The sequence below is a fragment of the Amazonocrinis nigriterrae CENA67 genome, assembly GCF_016056305.1.
Taxonomy (GTDB): domain Bacteria; phylum Cyanobacteriota; class Cyanobacteriia; order Cyanobacteriales; family Nostocaceae; genus Amazonocrinis; species Amazonocrinis nigriterrae.
Genome location: NZ_JAECZC010000014.1, coordinates 1 through 17,846, shown reverse-complemented (window position 1 = coordinate 17,846; position 17,846 = coordinate 1). Strand labels below are relative to the sequence as shown.

Annotated in this window: 8 protein-coding genes; 3 read left to right on the top strand and 5 right to left on the bottom strand. The window is 40.9% G+C overall.

Annotated features, from left to right (window positions below; genetic code table 11):
- Positions 1-309: 309 nt before the first annotated feature.
- From I8748_RS10175 to I8748_RS10160, 4 genes are all read right to left on the bottom strand, one after another.
- Positions 310-1,431: a hypothetical protein gene (locus tag I8748_RS10175; protein WP_198124465.1), complete on the bottom strand. Its 1,122-nt coding sequence runs from the start codon at positions 1,429-1,431 to the stop codon at positions 310-312.
- 414 nt (positions 1,432-1,845) lie between these two features.
- A complete protein-coding gene (locus I8748_RS10170; RefSeq protein WP_214662497.1) occupies positions 1,846-3,612 on the bottom strand; it encodes a multicopper oxidase family protein in 1,767 nt (588 codons plus the stop codon).
- Between the two features lie 404 nt (positions 3,613-4,016).
- Entirely contained in the window at positions 4,017-9,920 is a 5,904-nt protein-coding gene (locus I8748_RS10165) for a CHAT domain-containing protein (RefSeq protein ID WP_225896374.1), read from the bottom strand.
- Positions 9,921-10,062: 142 nt separating this feature from the next.
- Positions 10,063-10,584, bottom strand: coding sequence for a tetratricopeptide repeat protein (locus I8748_RS10160; RefSeq protein ID WP_198124464.1), 522 nt, complete (start codon positions 10,582-10,584; stop codon positions 10,063-10,065).
- 537 nt (positions 10,585-11,121) lie between these two features.
- On the opposite strand from I8748_RS10160, the gene I8748_RS10155 reads away from it, so the two are divergent.
- The 3 genes from I8748_RS10155 (at position 11,122) to I8748_RS10145 (ending at position 16,825) form a co-directional block, all read left to right on the top strand.
- Entirely contained in the window at positions 11,122-12,705 is a 1,584-nt protein-coding gene (locus tag I8748_RS10155; RefSeq protein WP_198124463.1) for an iron uptake porin, read from the top strand.
- Positions 12,706-13,113: 408 nt separating this feature from the next.
- The gene (locus I8748_RS10150) at positions 13,114-15,795 is read left to right on the top strand and encodes a bifunctional serine/threonine-protein kinase/ABC transporter substrate-binding protein (RefSeq protein ID WP_198124462.1); all 2,682 of its coding nucleotides are present in this window, start codon (positions 13,114-13,116) and stop codon (positions 15,793-15,795) included.
- A gap of 133 nt (positions 15,796-15,928) precedes the next feature.
- Positions 15,929-16,825, top strand: a complete 897-nt coding sequence (locus I8748_RS10145) for a DMT family transporter (protein WP_198124461.1) — start codon at positions 15,929-15,931, stop codon at positions 16,823-16,825.
- Between the two features lie 95 nt (positions 16,826-16,920).
- Here the strand turns inward: I8748_RS10145 and I8748_RS10140 are convergent, their stop codons facing one another.
- Positions 16,921-17,646, bottom strand: a complete 726-nt coding sequence (locus I8748_RS10140; protein WP_198124561.1) for an ABC transporter permease — start codon at positions 17,644-17,646, stop codon at positions 16,921-16,923.
- Positions 17,647-17,846 lie beyond the last annotated feature (200 nt).

Genomic DNA, 17,846 nt, shown 5'->3' with positions numbered 1-17,846 from the left:
TTTTTGTTAGCGATCGCAAGTTAATTAGTTTGTTGATTAACTAATGTTGCGTTGCTCGACTCGTTAGTACTCTCTTGATGAAAGTCTTATTCAGTACTTTCTCTGTGTCTTAAATGACTAGTCAATGAAAGCAGCAATCAAGCCATAGACATACATTTGTCAATCAGTTTTTGCAACTAGTGTGTTGAACTGTTTCAATCACGTAATAATTATTTACTTTTTCTTAATTTTTGAGTAGAGAAGATCGATCAATTAAGGATCAAGTTAAGAGAATGGCTGAAAGATCAGAAATTTCACAGTCATACTTAGTTATTTAGGGTAGATTTTCCTGCGAAATTTTAATAGTACTAGAGTACTAAATCCTAATAAACTTAGTCCAGAAGTGGATTCGGGAACAGAGGTAAGTTTAAAATTGTCAATCAAAAGTCCAGAATCAATATCACTATCTCCCACATCTAGAACTCCAAGTCCTAAGGTGTATGTTCCTGTAGTTGGCAACTTGAACGAAAAAGTCTTAAAGCCAGTCTCTTGAAAAAAGTCTGTCAGAGAAAATTCCGATGTGGTATCGGTCACATCAGCCAGTGCTAATAAGGAACTGACGGAGTTGTCTTGTGAACTAATTGAAACAAAGGAGAAATCTGAAAAAGTAATTGGCGGTAATACCTCATTGGTCAAGAAATCCCAATCGAAACTCAAAATGTCTCCAGCTTTAGCTGTGAATGTTTGTTGAATAGCTGAACCTTGAGTAACTTGTCCTTTGCCAAGACTATTCAGACTCTCATCTTCTAATGCCAGAAATTTTTCTAGAATTGAATCATTAAATGTAGCGCCACCAGTTGACAACAAAGCTTGCGAATTTCCTTGCGTTGGGCCACTGCCAAATGTTGTCGTTTCAATATTGGTAGAGCCTAGTGTTGTCCATCCGTTAAAATTGCCAGTTTCAAAACCACCATTGACTAGTGTTGAATTAGTCGAACTACTGGGTAAAGCAAATGTTTTTAATGATAATGTATATAAACCAGATTCAAAGTGGTTTCCTTTGAGGTTAATGTCTCTCAAGCCAGACACAGCAAAGTTCAGGCTGCCACTAGCAGGTATCTCTCCGGTTAAGATGGGCAGAACATTGTTGTCAGATTGGTCATCGTTGATAGCGATGATATTACCAAAACTATCCAGTTGCCCTAGAAGTGGATCAAATGACTGTGAATTTACCTCGACAGTAAATAACTTTCCAGGATCAAAATTGGAAAAGTTGTAGAAGTCAACTTTCTCATTCTCTAGTTGTCCTTCTACACTACTGAAACCATCTGATAGAATATTTGTGCCAGTATTAGTTTCGCCTTGAGATGCTGCATGAACAGGTGAAACTATAGTGAGGAAACTGAGCGAAATTGAATAAGCACTAATAGCTAGAGTGGAGAGTAACTTCATAAAATTTATCTGCAAACTGGATTTGGTTACGTATTAGTTGTCAAAATAATTCGTAATTCGTAATTCGTGAGGCAGCCCCCATCTTGGTGAGTCCACTTGCCGTCTTGGCTTCTGCCGAGATGGCAAAGTGGCGAACCCGAAGGGCGGTTTCCGTCGTTAGCGTAGCTAAGCTGTGTCTTCTCCCAAGGGGAGACGCCAAAGGCGAACGAGCGTCTGGGGGACTGCCGTTAGCGCAGCGGTAGCGAGCTTGCGAGCGTCACCCGAAGGGTAATTCGTAGTGACAATCAGTGTGAGCTGCTGAACCCACCACCAACGAAGCATCACCAAATTTTCAATTTGGTGTTGGCTGCTGTACCCATTTAATTACGAATTACGAATTACGAAATGGTATTACGCGCAGTGAAAGTAGCGGTGCTAGGCTATTATCTCGAAAGGCAACATCATCTCATTGTCCTCATGTCCAAGCATATGGCAGTGCCAGACGTAGGTTCCAATAAACGAGTTGCCGAAGGGTAGGTTCTCGGCGGCTTGAGCGCCAAACGGGACGATTAGGCGGGTGACTTCATAAGGGTTGACTAGTACTGTATCTTTCCATCCAGCCTCGTTTGGTGCTGGTGGTCTGGCTGGGCCGATCGCAAAGGGGGTAGGATCAGGTGGTGGGTAGCTACCAGGTACCTGGTGGCCACCGGTTGCATGTTCTGAGATGACTGTACGAGGCCCCTTAGCATAGTATGCTTTGAGATATTTGCTTGCATTAATCTTTTGTCGATTTAGAATCTGAAACGGGACTAGATGCAAGTGCATTGGGTGAGCAACAGGCTGAAGATTGATGATATTCCACTGCTCCACGGTATCCACTTTCGGTCGTTCCATCAGTTCCGGGTTTTTGAATCCCTCATCCCAGTAGAGATAGTTCAGCAGTAACACAATCGGCCCAGTTGGCCCCGAAATCTCTACCAGTGTCAGGAACCGTTGCCGTACCGGCTCAACAGCAATTGGTTTTATCAGTGGTTTATGCAGTCTCAGTACACTAGGAATTGGCTTCGGAGCAGCGGCACCAGCGTTGACTGTGAATTGCATAATTTCGGGCAGTTCAGGGTTAAATACGAAGAACTTAGGCCTACCAGATGGATATGGTGAAATCGCATCATTTTCTAAGACAATTTTCTCTCCCGACAGACTCTTGGAAAAGTCGATCAACACATCAGCCCGTTCGCCAGGGGAAAGCAGCAGACTGGACAAATACACCGGTGCGTTGAGCAAACCTTGGTCGGTACCGATTTGAATGATTGGCTGCTTTGAGGACAGCTTGAGATTGTAAGTCCGTGCGCTTGAGCCATTAATAATCCGGAATCGGTAGAGGGTACGGTCTACATTCAGATTCGGCCAAGCTTTACCATTAACAGTAGCGACATCAACGACATACTCTATTAACCAGGGTGGTTGGTTGGGGTGAGATACAGAGCCATCGGTGTTGAAAGAACGGTCTTGTATAACCAGTGGTATTTCATAGGGCGCTCCAGCTGGTAGACCCAGTGGCCCATTGCCACCCGCAGGATCATCAATGTCCCTGATGAGGTAAAACCCCGCAAGACCGGCTAAGACATTTAAACCTGTAATTCCCATTGAATGGTCGTGATACCAAAGGGTAGTTGCTTCCTGATTGTTGTTGAAGTTGTACAGGTAATTCTGCCCTGGCCTAAACGTGTCCATTGGGTAGCCGTCACTTTGAGGTTCGGTGTTGCTACCATGCAGATGCACCGATACTCGGGGGCTAGTTTTGTCAGACTCTAGAGTACCAGTCAACTCCGGGTCAACTGCTTGCAAAAACGGATGGTCTCCAACAATATTGTTAAATACGTTGATGCTAACAGGCGTGCCTCTTGTAACTTCGATAGTTGGGCCAAGAATAGATAAACCACCATAAGCCAATGTGGGGCCTGCGCCTAAGTTGGTGTGGAACGAGTGTGAACTGCGTGCGATGGTCAAAGTACTGGGTGGCGCAGTTGGAAACGGGATAGGTAGAGTTTCAGTAAACTTTGTGATCTCCACAGGCAAGGTCGCACGAGTTTTACTTGCCTTGAGCAGGCCAGTGGCAAGAAATGCTGCTCCACCGCTGGCACCTGCAAAGATAAACTGTCTTCTGCTTAGTATTGCTGCTTTCTTTCTATATGGATACATAATGTATCAAACAAATTTACGTAAGTTGGTTAAGGCTGCTGTGGCCTGATGGGTAAATAAACTTGAAACCGCCTGTTGCCCACTGTGGACAAATCCAAATTACGGTTCATTTGTCAATAGTCTTCTTGCCAAACAAAGAAACACTTTCAAGGAAAAAGCTCGATTTAATAAATAGGACTTTGGGCGAGTGTTTCTTAAAAAAAAGCATGGCTCTGGAAAATTCTCAAAACCCTTAAAGGATAAGAGGGGTTTGAATTCACATCAGTGGTGAATTAGAATTTGAGTATAGTTTTCACTTTCAAAAAATTTTTTACCAGATAAGATCCTAATTTTAGGTAAAAAGTTAGTGCTTCAGCGGTGGGGGAGCAAGGTAGAGTGTTAACAACTGACAACTGACAAATTACTCAGCTAGCTTCACCGATTAAGGTGAAAGCAGCCCAATGTAAGGGTTTTTGATATTTTTTCTGTTGCATTGTTGTCAGCATGGCTTTTCTTAGTGCAGTGGCTTTATCTAGTTTTTGTTGCAGATTTTGATAAAATTCTGTCATCAGAAATGAAGTTGAATTATCAGAAACCGCCCACAAGGAAACAACGACGCTGGGAACACCTGCGCTAATTAAAGAACGAGATAAACCAATCACACCATCACCAGTAATACGTCCGCGTCCGGTGTTGCAAGCGCTGAGAACGACTAAATCTGCATTTAGCTTCAGGTTCAAGATTTCTTCTGCGGTGAGCAAACCGTTATCTTGATTGGAGGGTGCAAGAGCGATCGCACTTCCTAATCCCCGGTTATCATCAAGTAAACCGTGGGTAGCAAAGTGAATAATTACAGCTTGGGAAATCTGCTGTAAAATTGCGGTTTTGCTGGCTTCGTTACCTGTCAAGGCTCGCGTTTTCAGGATTTCAGCAATATTTTTAGCCTCCTTTTCCGCCCAAGGTAAATTTCTTAATTGTTCAGGGGGTTTTTCTGGTTGCAACTCCACTTTTGGCATTGTAGGATTACCTACAATCAAAGACTTGGGGTTTAAAGGCTTTACACGTCGTTGTTGCTTGGATGTAAAATCCAATACCTGAATTGATGGTGCAGTCAGGATGGTGTGTTTTTCAATTAGATATTTATCTTCGTCATATTGCAACGCTGGGAAAGGAACAAGAAATAATTCACCTTGAGGGATAAAGATAACTCGGTCATTGGGATTATTGGGAAGGATATCTGCAATCGGTTTGATTAAAAAATCATGGAGTCGCTGTAAGCCTTTGGGTTGATTTATTTTCTCTGTTAGTGAAACTCTAAAGATACTGCGAGAGTTGCGCCTATTGATATCTATCACACCCATAGAAAAGCGGGTTTGGTCAACTAATTCCTTGAGAGTTATCTTTTCTGTTTGCCACAAAGGCTTAAGATCGCTACGATGAAATGTGACTTCACCTGTGGGTTTGATGACCCAAATATATAGTTCTGAATCTTGAATTTGCCGTTTACCACCAACTTGAAATTCATCAGTAATAATTGAATATTGAACCAAAGTTGCATTTTCGTTTTTAGCAATTTGTTTAATTTGTGCAATATTCAGTGCTGTAACTTTTGATTGTTCTGTTTGATTAGGGGATACTCGTTTATTGAGTAAATCAATAAAAGCTCTTGCCCTACCACGTTCAGATATTTCTAAAGCTTCAGTGATTTTATTTTGAGCAATCAAGACTTTTTGTAGCAGGCGGTAGGTACGGGCTTGTTTTTCAAAGATAGAGATTTTGTTGGCATCGTCTAGTTGAATGCGGAGGTTTTCCCAAATAGCGATCGCTTCCCGTAAATGTTTCTCAGCCTCCGGCAATTTACCAGCTTGACGGAGGGAATTAGCAAGATTGTTTAAAGCATTACCCTCAGCTTCTTGATCTTCATTTTGTTGTGCTTTGGCTAAACTTGAAGAGTGAAACTCAATCGCTTTTGCAGTATCGCCCAGTGCAAGGTAAACATTACCTAAACCTCCTAGTGCTTCACTGGGTATAAATTCAACAGCTTCTTTATAATATTGAATTGCTTTATTGTAATCATCCAATGAATAATAAATATTTGCTAATTTAGCTTTAGTTTTAGCAAGACTAGAGGTGTTTGTGTCAATAGCTAATGCTTGGGATAAGTCTGGAATTGCTTCGTTATACTTATCTTGAGAAATGTAAACATTACCACGACTTTGTAAAACCTGTGTTTCGAGTTGTGTGTCTTGGTACTGTTCTAGAATATTTAAAGCATCGTTGTAATACTTAATTGCTGTTTCATAGTCAGCTAAGGAATTGTAAACATTACCAAGATTGGCGAGATTTTTGACTTTTATTTGGGGATAGTTAGATTTTTGGGCGATTTGTAAAGCTTGCGAGTAGGATTTAATGGCGTTGGTGTAATCGCTGAGGCAATAATGAGCGTTTCCGAGTTGTTCGAGGATGACTGCTTGATTTTCGTTGTCAGAGATTTCTTGATAGATTTTTAGAGCTTTTTGCCAAGGGTCGAGTGCTTGGGCGCAGTTGGGGGCGTAGAATTGGCGATCGCGCAGGCGATCGGCTTCAGCTTTTGGTGAAGAAGGCGGTGTTGCTAATTTCAAGGTAGTTAAATGCTTGCCATTTGTATCCCAAATGCGGGTAGTACCATCTTCTGAGGCAGTAACTATGCGTTTTCCGTCTGGACTAAAGCTAGCGCTATTGACTCTGTTGTAATGTCCTTTGAGTTCCGCCACCAGTGTGCCAGAAGTTTCCCATACACGAGCAGTACCATCAAAAGATGCAGTAACGATTAGCTTTCCATTTGGACTAAAACTCGCATCACTAACTGTGTCTTGATGACCTTTTAATTCCAATAGTTGCTTGCCATTCGTGTCCCACACACGGGCAGTACCATCCCTAGATGCAGTGATAATGTGCTGCCCATCTGGGCTAAAACTTGCAGCGCCGATAAATCTCTGATGCCCTTGAAGTTGGGCCAATAGCTTACCATTCGTGTCCCACACCTTGGGAGTCAGGCCATCGGATAGAGTAACAATCAGTTTTCCATCATTGCTAAAATTAGCAATCGCATTACGGGGGTTGCTCTTGAAACCGCGATCGCCGCCTTGGAGTTCTAATAACAACTTCCCGGAAGTATCCCAAATACGAGGATTATCAGAATAATCGCTTGCTGTGACAATTAGCTTTCCATTTGGGCTAAAATTAGCAGTAGTGACACCTGCCTGATGTCCTTTAAGTTCTACCAGCAGTTTACCCAAAGTATTCCACACACGAGCGATTTTATCATAAGATGCAGTCACAATCAACTTACCATCAGGACTAAAATTCGCACTATAGAGGTTGGGTTCATGCCCTATTAGTTCCGCTAGCAATTTACCATTGATATTCCAGACACGGACGAGACCATCCCAAGATGCGGTGACAATCAGTTTTCCATTAGAGCTAAAATTCGCACTTTTGACATCAGAATCATGTCCTTTGAGTTCTGTGAGTAAATTACCAGAAGTATCCCAAACGCGAGGGATTTTATCAGTAGATACAGTAACAATTCGCTGCCCATCAGGGCTAAAACTAGCTCTTTTGACCTCAGCCTCAATCCCTTCTTGCAGTACCGCCAAAAGATTACCAGAGAGATCCCACACCCGAGCAATTTTTTCAAAACCCGATAGAGTGACAATACGCTTACTATCGGGGGTAAGGCGAGCCTGATTGAAATTCTCTTGAATGTTAATTTCCGATATTAGCTTACCGGAAGTATCCCATACCCCAAAAACACCATATACATTCAAAATGAATTTTCCCTCAGAACTAAAACTAGGACGGTTAACTTCCCCAAACTGAACATCTTTAATTTCTGTTAAAAGTTGACCAGAGATATTCCATAAACGCGCTGTCTTGTCTTGTGAAACAGTAACAATTAATTTGCCATCTGGGCTAAAATTGGCACTGCTTACATCATCCTGATGCCCTTTGAGTTCCGCTAGTAAATTGCCTTTAACGTCCCACACACGAGCTGTTTTATCTCGGGAAGCGGTAACAATTAGTTTGCCATCTGGGCTAAAATTGGCACTGCTTACATCATCCTGATGCCCTTTGAGTTCCGCCAGTAAATTGCCTTTAACATCCCATACACGAGCTGTTTTATCATAAGATGCAGTCACAATCAGTTTGCCATCCGGGTTAAAATTGGCGCTGTTTACATTATCCTGATGCCCTTTGAGTTCTGCCAATAACTTGCCAGAGGTATCCCACAAAAACGCATTTTCACCATATGCAGTGACAATTAACTTGCCATCGGGACTAAAATTTGCGCTACCCCCGTTGATTTGCACCAAAGATTTGCCGTTCATATCCCACACAAGGGTAGTGTTATCATAAGCTGTGGTAAGAATAAGCTTACCATCCGGGCTAAAACTCGCATTTTGAATAAAGCCCCGATGCCCTTTAAGTTCGACTAGCAGCTTACCGGAAATATCCCATACGCGGGCTGTGTTGTTATTGGTTGGGGTGATAACGCGCTTGCCGTCAGGGCTAATACTAAGGAAACCGAACAAATCCCCAACTTTTGATTCAGGTTCTACACTATTGTAAGAAGGTGTTTCTGGTAACTTCAGTTGGGCTAGCTGCTTTTGAGAAAGATTCCACACTCGTACTGTTTGGTCATCAGATGCAGTAACTATCTGCTTACCATCAGGACTAAACTTAGCGATAGTGATATCACCTTTATGTCCTTGAAGTTCTGCTAGCAGTTTGCCTGAAAGATCCCATACGTAAGCAGTTTTGTATGATATAGTCACACTTTTTTGTCTATCAGGACTAAAGTTAGATTCTTCACCGTAGTCATAACCTTTCACTTTTGTTACTAACTTCCCGGAGATGTCCCACACATAGTTACCGTCTGAAAGGCTATCTGCAATAATCATCTGCCCATCTGGGCTAAAACTGGCTCTCTGGATATTAGGGGTAGCAACATCAAAATCTGTGATTTGGGTTAGCAACTTCCCGGAGATATCCCACACATGAATAGAACTTAAAGATGAGGTAAGAATCAACTTTCCATTAGAGCTAAAACTAGCACTTGTCACCCAAGAATCATTTTCCTTAAGTACTGCTAGTAGCTTTTTACTTGAAACGTCCCACAACCGGGCAGTGCCATCGTTTGCTCCTGTAACAATTAGCTTACCATCTGGGCTAAAACTGGCACTTTTAACCTCCGCTTGATGTCCTTCGAGTTCAGTTAACAGCTTGCTTTGTGTATCCCACACTCGCGCAGTTCCATCATTTGCTGCTGTCACTATCCACTTTCCATCCGCACTAAAACTGGCACTGTTAACCCCACCAGTATGCTGTTGTAATTTTCCTACCAGCTTCCCTGACGATTCCCAAACCAAAGCAATTTTATCTACCGATGCCGTGATGATTAGCTGTCCATCAAGACTAAAACTAGCGGTATATACACTATCTTGATGCCCTTGTAAAATGGCTAACTGCTTACCCGACACATCCCACAAACGTGCTGTTTTATCATCAGAAGCAGTAACAATACGTTTGCCATCTGGGCTAAAATTCGCATTCAAAACAGTGTCAGTATGTCCTTTTAATTCTACTAACTGTTTGCCCGATGTATCCCAGATCCGAGCAGTTTTATCTGCACTTGCCGTGACTATCCGCTTACCATCGGGGCTAAAACTGGCACTAGTGACAATGTTTTCATGCGCTGTAATTTGTGCTAGTTGCTTACCGGAAATATCCCAAATACGAACGGTTTTATCTGCACTTGCCGTTACTATCTGTTTAGCATCCGGGCTAAAATTCGCACTGTTAACATTACCTTGATGCCCTTTTAACTCAGCTAGCTGTTTACCCAAAATATCCCAAATACGGGCAGTACCATCAAAGGATGCAGTGACTATCAACTTACCATCCAGGCTAAAATTCGCACTTTTAACACTGGCTTGATGCCCAATTAATTCTGCTACTTGCTTACCAGCAAAATCCCAGACACGGGCAGTGTTATCAGCACCAGCTGTCACAATTAACTTGCCATCAGGACTAAAACTGGCACTGTTAACGCTACCTTCATGTGCTTTAATTTCCCTTTCCTGGGCGAAGTAATCGATAAAATTACCAAAGACAGCCTGAGTTTGCTGCTGATTTGGTGTTTGTGCTAACACCTGGGGTGCAGAGAAAAATACTGAAAAATTCTGTGGGAATGTAGGTGCAATTGTTACCAAAAAAGCACTCAAAGCGATTAAAATAAGTCTGGTTGTGCGATCGCGCATAATAGCTGTCATAATTTGGAACGACATCACACCGATAAGGGTAAAGGCTGCCCAATCTCTGGAATTAGAGTATTTTTTCTTAGTTGCTAGTATCGCATGACGCAAGGCAGCAGCTTGATCTGGATTTTCATTGTTGCTGCTACCTCAATCATGATTATTTTGCAATAGTTTAGCTAGCTTCTATCTCCTTAACTGCGTTATCTGCTTTTTGAGCTAGTTCCAGTTTGCCTTCTTGTTTAAAGAGTGTAGATGCTTTGCGAAAATCTGCGATCGCTCCTGGTTTATCTTTTAAGGCATAGTTGGCAATACCACGAAAATAGTAGGCTATGGAAATATCTGGATTAATGTCTAAGGCTGTGTCAAAATCTAACTTTGCCGCTTCATATTGTTCCAACAACAGCTTTGCACCACCTCTGCCAACATAAGCATAAATATTTTTGGGTTCAATCTTCAGGACTTGGTTAAAATCTTCTATAGCTCCTTGATAGTCTTTCGACTCAAAGCGCTCAAATCCCCGTTGTAAGTAATCTTCAGTTTGACTGTTATTGGCAATCTTGGAGTTGGGTAATTGTGCAGTAACTTTTGATGCTGGTGTATGTTGATTGTTGAATAAGCTTTTGGCTTCAGCTTTGGGGGTCAAAGTCAATGTTGCCAATACAATCACGGCTACTGCTAATTTCAAACCTTGCATAGTTATGTTTCCTAAAATACTAAGTTTTGCTAAGTGTCCAAATAGTCCAGTAAATAAGTTGACTTACTGGTTCACTACCAATACGGTTCGGATAAGCATTTTCAACTCACAATAGGGTTTTGGGAAAAGGTTACTGGGCTTGGGTTAAAGGTTTTTCTTCCCCTTTTCCCTTTCCCCTTTCCCCTTTAACCGAACCGTCTTGGGTTCACCACTATATATCTCTGAGGTGTTGGAGGTTATGTAAAATCCACATTCCGCACCCGGAACTGTCACGAATAGGGGGTAGAGGAATTGTGAATTTGGCATTTATAACAGATTTTGTGTTGCTTCAATTTGCGATCGCATTCCCAGATTGTCAAAATTCTCTAATGATTTAGTTACCCAATGTTGAACACCAACTAAGTTGCTTTTCACCTTTGCCAGAGTGTATAGTAAGCGTTAATAAAATACAGCATATCAATTTAATTTTTGACCATATCAAGGATATTTTCGATTGCAAAAAAGTTTTTACAAAATAAATTTTGTGGGGAGAAAAATATGTTGAGTTGTTTTAGAGTTTCTCTAGGCTTAGTTCCTGCTGCTTTGATGTCGATTGTGCTGCTAAGTGCGATCGCAAAAGTGAAGGCCTCAGATTTAAAATCCAATGATGACAACAGCGCGAATCAATATGTGCAATTGGATTTGGCACAAATTACCTCAGTTTCTCAACTTTCTGATGTACAACCAACAGACTGGGCATTTCAAGCCTTACAGACTTTAATCGAGCGTTACGGATGTATAGCTGGATACCCGGATGGGAGATTTAAAGGCGATCGCGCCATGACTCGCTTTGAGTTTGCTTCTGGATTAAACGCCTGCTTGGATAAAATTAACCAACAAATTAATACTGATATCGCAGATATAGCTATTAAAGAGGATTTGGTGACTTTGCAAAAGCTGCAAGAAGAATTTGCAGCAGAAATCGCTACCTTACGGGGTAGAATTGATACTTTAGAAGCACGTACAGAAAAGTTAGAACAACAGCAGTTTTCTACAACCACTAAACTCGATGGTCAAATCATATTTGCAGTCACAGATGCTTTTGGCGATGCTAGCCGTAGTGGAAATAGAGATAATAGCAACCTTACATTTTCTGATCGAATTCGTCTCAATTTCGTATCCAGTTTTACGGGAAAAGATGAATTGAGGGTAAGAATTCAGGCGAGTAATGTGTTTAACCCCAATGGGCCTGGAAATGATACTCGCTTAAGTTTCGCATCTGGTACTAATACAACTAATGATGCTTTGCTGAGTAAACTGCAATATCGTTTTCTTGTGGGCGATAAACTGAGTGTTTTAGTTGCTACAGGTTTTAATACTTACTTTGATGATTGGGATGTAATTAATCCTCTATCAAGCGATGCAGAAAGTGCTATTTCTCGCTTTGGTCGATATAGCCCTATTTACCGTTTGGGTGGAGATACTGGCGCAGGTGTGACTTTTAAGCCTACTGATAATATTAAAGCAGAGCTGGCTTATCTAGCAAAAAATACCAACGACCCTGCTAGCGGCTTGTTTAACAGTGGCTATGGTGCGTTAGGGCAAATTATTTTTTATCCAAATAAAAAAGACCCAGCTACCAAAATTGCTTTGACTTACGTCAATAGTTATAATACTGACGGTTTAGGTCATAATACTGGCAGTTTAGCATCCAATTTAGGAGGCAGAAAAGTTTCTGCTAATGCCTATGGAATTGAAACCAATGTCAAAGTTAGCGATCAATTTCAAATTGGTGGATGGGTAACTTATATCGATGCGCGGGCGCTGACTGGAGATGTCAAAGGTGATGCTGATGTCTGGAGTTGGGCTGTCACCATGGCCTTTCACGATTTGGGTAAAAAGGGCAATTTAGGAGGAATTATTGTGGGGATGCAACCTAAATTAACTGGTACTTCAGCACCCCTATCAAACTCAATTCGTCGTGACCCAGATACGGGATTTCACATTGAAGGGTTTTATCGATATAAAATCAACGACAATATCAGCATTACTCCTGGTTTGATTTGGCTGACAGCACCAAATCACGACGATAGCAATGGTGACATTTTCTTAGGAGTAGTTAGGACTACCTTTAAAATATAAACAAAAACTCATTTTAGTTCTTGTCTGAAAACCCTGGCTTCTTGAAGAGTATGGGTTTTCAGAGCCTTCATTGTCACAAAGCAAAAAAACGTTACTTTGAGGATATTGCAAAAATCTTAGCTATATTTCAGAATTATTACGTATATGATACTCTTATAAAAGTCATTTTACATACATATAAAGGAAAAATTTATACAAAATTCTAGCAAGATGTATTGTTTCACCGTACAGCGTAAAGTACCATAACCTGGCTTGAGCAACCTTTTTAAAGTGTGGATTAATTACAAATTAGTACTGCCTTTTTGAACATTTGGATGTAACCAAGAGAAAGATTTATCTAAAAAGTATCATCTGGCTTTCAAGCTTTGATCACCAGTGTGTAGCTAAAGTAACGTTGAAGGTTAATCAATGGATAATAACGGTTCCTCTATAGAAGTTTACTGCACTCGTCCAAATTGTAATAGCCCTCACAATTTTATTCCAGAGGAATCTCTCACTTCCAGTTCTAAAACAGAAATACGCTGCTCTTGTTGTGGAATGCCTTTAATTTTGGAGGGGCGTTTTGTACCGCTAAGATTATTAGTTCCAGATGAAGAACGAGGGGGATTTGGTAGAACTTTTTTAGCAGAAGATATTAACTTTCCTCACAGACCATTGCGTGTCATCAAACAGTTGCACCCTAGAAATCCTCCTGGTCGAGTATTGAGTGCGTCAGAACTTCAACGCATAGAAAAATTGTTTGAGGATGAAGCGAGTATTTTAGCAGAGCTAGGTCATGAGCAAATTCCTCGTGCGTGGGCATTTTTTGTGGTGGAAGTTCAGGAAGAAACAGGCAGTTTGCAAAGGTTTTTTTACTTAGTACAAGATTATATCGAGGGTCAGAATTTAGCTCAAGAATTAAGGCAAAGAAGACAATTTTCAGAGGATGAAGTTGTCAACATTTTACAGGAAATTCTGAAAATATTACAATATATCCATAATTACGATGGTAATCGCATAGTCATACACAGGGATATTAAACCCTCCAATATTATGCGCCGTACTAGAGATAGCAAACTATATTTGATAGATTTTGGCACAGTTAAACAGGTAGTAATTGAAGGATTACCTGCTAATGAATCAACTATATTAGGAACTCCAGATTTTGCACCACCTGAGCAATTCGCAGGTAAAAGAGTATCCGCTGCATCAGATTTATACTCTTTAGCCGCCACCTGTGTGTGTTTGTTGACAGGAGGCGGAAATCCTAGAGAACTGCTGTTGAATTCAAATTGGAGACAACATACAAATGTGAGCAACGAGCGTTTTGCAAATGTTTTAGACTCGATGCTCAAATACAGACAAGAAGAGCGGCCACAGTCTGCAAAAGAAGTTCTTGATGCTCTTGCTGGTGAAACACAGCCTTCTACCGTGCTTGATAACTTGCTCCATAGGCTCAAAAGGATTCCTAGACGGTGGCGTTGGCGGATAAGTTTAGTTTCTTTGGCTTTGTTAGCACTAGCGATCGCTGTTATTGTACACATACCACCTGAGCCTATACCACCAATCGCTGCAACAAATCCACCACCGCCAACATCAACACCAACACCACCTCCTCCTTTTGCAGATTACTTTAGCAGAGGAGAAGAACCTTTAATTAAGCAAAAACCAGAAACTTACGCCATTACAGAATGTACGGAAGCTTATGCTTTAAAACAAAAAGGCATAGATGCCTTTAAAGCAGCCAGTGATTCAGCTTCTTCAGACGGTTTCCAAGAAGCTGAAAAATATTTTAAACAAGCTACAGATAAATTTAAAGTCGCTTTTCAAAGATCACCTGCTAATAATAAATGTGAAGTTGATCCAGAGACATGGATTTATTATTACAACTCTAAAGCAGCTAAAACTACATCGATTACGAGCCTTCCAACCATTGCAGTTGTTGTTCCCAGCCTAGACAAATATGGTGATATTGCTTTAGAAATACTGCGTGGTGTTACTCAAGTAATGCAGCAAAATCAAGCTGCGCCATTATTTCAAGTTTTACTTGCCAAAGAAAATACTGATAACAAAGACGAAGTAAAAAAAATAGCCAATTTGCTTGCGGATGAAAATCAAAATATTCCGGGAGAACTAGTTTATTTTTATAATAGTAAAATTTTAGGTGTTATTGGTCATATCACAAGTGACAATACATGGAATGCAGGAAATATTTATGAAATCAAAAAACTTGTTTTAATTTCGCCTACAAGTACTGCTCTTAGAGAAGGTAACTCACAAACAGGTAAGTTGAGCGAATATGTTTTTCGTACATCTTCTAATGACTTCATAGCAGCTAGAGATTTAGCTAACTATATAGTAAATAAGCTGACACAGCGAAAAGTGCTAATAGTTTTTGAATCTAATAGTGAATATAGCAAATCATTGAAAGGAGAATTTGCCAACACGCTGAGATATTCTCCAAATGCAAATCAAAACGATATTCAAGTAAATTGTGATTTATCAACAGAAAATAAAGAAGCTTGCATTAAAAAAGCACAAGATGCAAAAGTGCAGGCTTTGATGTTAGCACCTAGTCGTAGCAAACTTGAAGCAGCACTAGAAATTGTTAAGCTTGTCAAGCAAAATCCTGAATTGGCAAATCAACAGCCGTCACTCCTGCTTTTAGGAGGAGATGTTCTATATAGTAGGAAGACCCTTGAGACGCTTGGAAACGCTGCTAATGGTATGATTGTCGCTGTATCTTCCCATGCAAGTCGTGCTAACAAAGATTTCATCAAAGAAGCTAAAGAACTTTGGTGGACAACAAATGTGAGTTGGAGAACCCTGTCTTCCTATGATGCAGCACAGGCATTTGTGAAAGCTTTGACTGATTTTCCCAAACAGGAAAATATTAGTTCAAGCCGTCAACTTGTATACGAAAGATTAAAGAATATTTCAGCATCAGGTGCTACCGAAGTCAGTGTGAAATTTGACAAAAATCACGATCGCAAAATAGTCACAGGTGTTGGAGTTTTAGTGCAAGCTCAATATTCTTCTAACCCTAATCGTGATGAATATGGGTTTATTCATCTGAACACACCACAGCGAAATAATCAAGATAATCCTTAGTGGGCAAAGCCCACCCTTTTAGCCTTGCTACACTACTACTTCAGTCTTACCGAACGCCTGTTTTTCTTCCTTGCTCTTGTTCACATCTTCCTGATTTGATCAAATTCATTCCTGATGACCCGAACGGTAAGTTATGATGACAATTACGAAAATTTATATCAAGCTCATTCTAGTTGCATTTATTTGGGGCGGCACTTTTATTGCAGGTAGAATTGCTGCTCCTTACCTCTCTCCATACACCGGAGCAGCACTTCGGTTCACTTTTGCAAGTATATGTCTGTTGTGGCTCGTATCAAAGACTCATTCATGGGTTGCACCATCTCCTAAGATTTGGCTACAAACGATTCTAATGGGTCTAACTGGGGTAGTGGTTTATAATCTATGCTTTTTTGAGGGACTTAAGCATATCTCAGCCAGTCGTGCTGCTTTAGTTATTGCTACAAATCCTGTTTGTGCATTATTAGCAGCACGTATATTTTTGGGCGAACACCTCACACTTCGCCGTATAGTAGGAATCTTAATATCGTTATGTGGTGCGGTAATCGTGATAACTCAAGGAGATTTAGCACTTTTATGGAATGGTGGAATTGGAATAGGTGAAGTTATTATTTTTGGCTGTGTTTTGAGCTGGGTGACTTATACACTGTTAAGTAAAAAAGCAATGCAAACTCTCTCTCCACTAACTGCTACAACTTATTCAACGTTAATTGGATGTACCTTCCTCATTGTCTTTGCAATTAGTAAAGGAGGAATACAAGAGATTGCAACAATTCCTATCAATGCGTGGGTAGCGCTGGCATTCCTGGGAATATTGGGTACAGCGGTGGCTTTTAACTGGTATCTAGACGGGGTACGCGAACTAGGAGCTGCTGGTGCAGCACTTTTTATTAACTTAGTCCCCGTTTTTGCAGTTTTACTTGCAGTTAGCATTTTAGGGGAATCACTAAATTTAACCACTTTGGTAGGAGGTGGGCTTGTTATAGGCGGGATTAGCCTAACAAATCAGATTAAAGAACCCAAGTTGCTATAAAAATCGATTGCATTGGGTGGGATATGGGTTTTATTGCATGAATAAGTAAATACCAATTTTGGATTTTGGACTAAAAACCTTTGCTTTTGATGCATTCACTTTTTATCTCCGAAAACGCGAATTAATTCCCCTATAGAAGCGACAATTGCAGATACTGAAATTAGCAACACACTCAGAGCATTAATATCAGGCTTGACTCCTGTTCTGATGCGACTAAAAATTTCCATTGGCAAAGTGTTATAACCGCTACCTGCGGTAAAACTGGCGATGAGAAAGTCGTCTAAGCTCAGAACAAAGGCTAGCAGACAGCCGGCTATAATACCAGGCATTAACTGCGGCAATAATACTTTAATAAAAGCCTGCACTGGTGTGGCTCCTAAATCTAGTGCTGCTTCTTCTAAGTGAGGATCTAAATTAGTCAGTCGTGAGGAAACTACAAGTCCGACGTAAGCTAGACAAAACACTATATGAGCCGCAACAATTGTCCATAAACTCAAGGGGATGGCAAACGCTGCTAAAAAAACTAAAGTGGCTACTGCGATCGCAATATCAGGAATAATCAACGGTAGATAAGAAATACCGCGATACAACTTCTTACCCACAAATTGATAACGCGCTAAACCTACCGCCATTAACGTTCCCAGCACTGCGGAAATACCCACTGCACAAAAGGCAACTATCAAACTGTTTTTTAAAGCTGATAATATCCGCTCATCACTGAACAATTTGCGATACCAATCGAGAGTGAATCCTTGCCAAGTTGCACTATAGGGTGACTGATTGAAGCTATAAAAGCCAAGTACCAGTATAGGCAGGTACATGAACATAAATACGATTACTGAGAAAACCGCCTGCCATGCGACACGCGGTTTTTTTCTAGAGGAAGAAATATTCACACTTACTGTTACTTAATTCATATGAATAGCCTTTGTATCATATTTTATCTAAAAAGTCAAGCTGTGGGGGATGGGGAGATGGGGAGCACGGGGCCCCCACGACCGGAGGGAGTGGGGATTAGGGG

What these genes read in the sequence shown, in the direction of transcription:
- I8748_RS10175 (WP_198124465.1), bottom strand. Translation starts at nt 1,431, where the DNA reads ATGAAGTTACTCTCCACTCTAGCTATTAGTGCTTATTCAATTTCGCTC.
- I8748_RS10170 (WP_214662497.1), bottom strand. Translation starts at nt 3,612, where the DNA reads ATGTATCCATATAGAAAGAAAGCAGCAATACTAAGCAGAAGACAGTTT.
- I8748_RS10165 (WP_225896374.1), bottom strand. Translation starts at nt 9,920, where the DNA reads ATGTCGTTCCAAATTATGACAGCTATTATGCGCGATCGCACAACCAGA.
- I8748_RS10160 (WP_198124464.1), bottom strand. Translation starts at nt 10,584, where the DNA reads ATGCAAGGTTTGAAATTAGCAGTAGCCGTGATTGTATTGGCAACATTG.
- I8748_RS10155 (WP_198124463.1), top strand. Translation starts at nt 11,122, where the DNA reads ATGTTGAGTTGTTTTAGAGTTTCTCTAGGCTTAGTTCCTGCTGCTTTG.
- I8748_RS10150 (WP_198124462.1), top strand. Translation starts at nt 13,114, where the DNA reads ATGGATAATAACGGTTCCTCTATAGAAGTTTACTGCACTCGTCCAAAT.
- I8748_RS10145 (WP_198124461.1), top strand. Translation starts at nt 15,929, where the DNA reads ATGATGACAATTACGAAAATTTATATCAAGCTCATTCTAGTTGCATTT.
- I8748_RS10140 (WP_198124561.1), bottom strand. Translation starts at nt 17,646, where the DNA reads ATGTACCTGCCTATACTGGTACTTGGCTTTTATAGCTTCAATCAGTCA.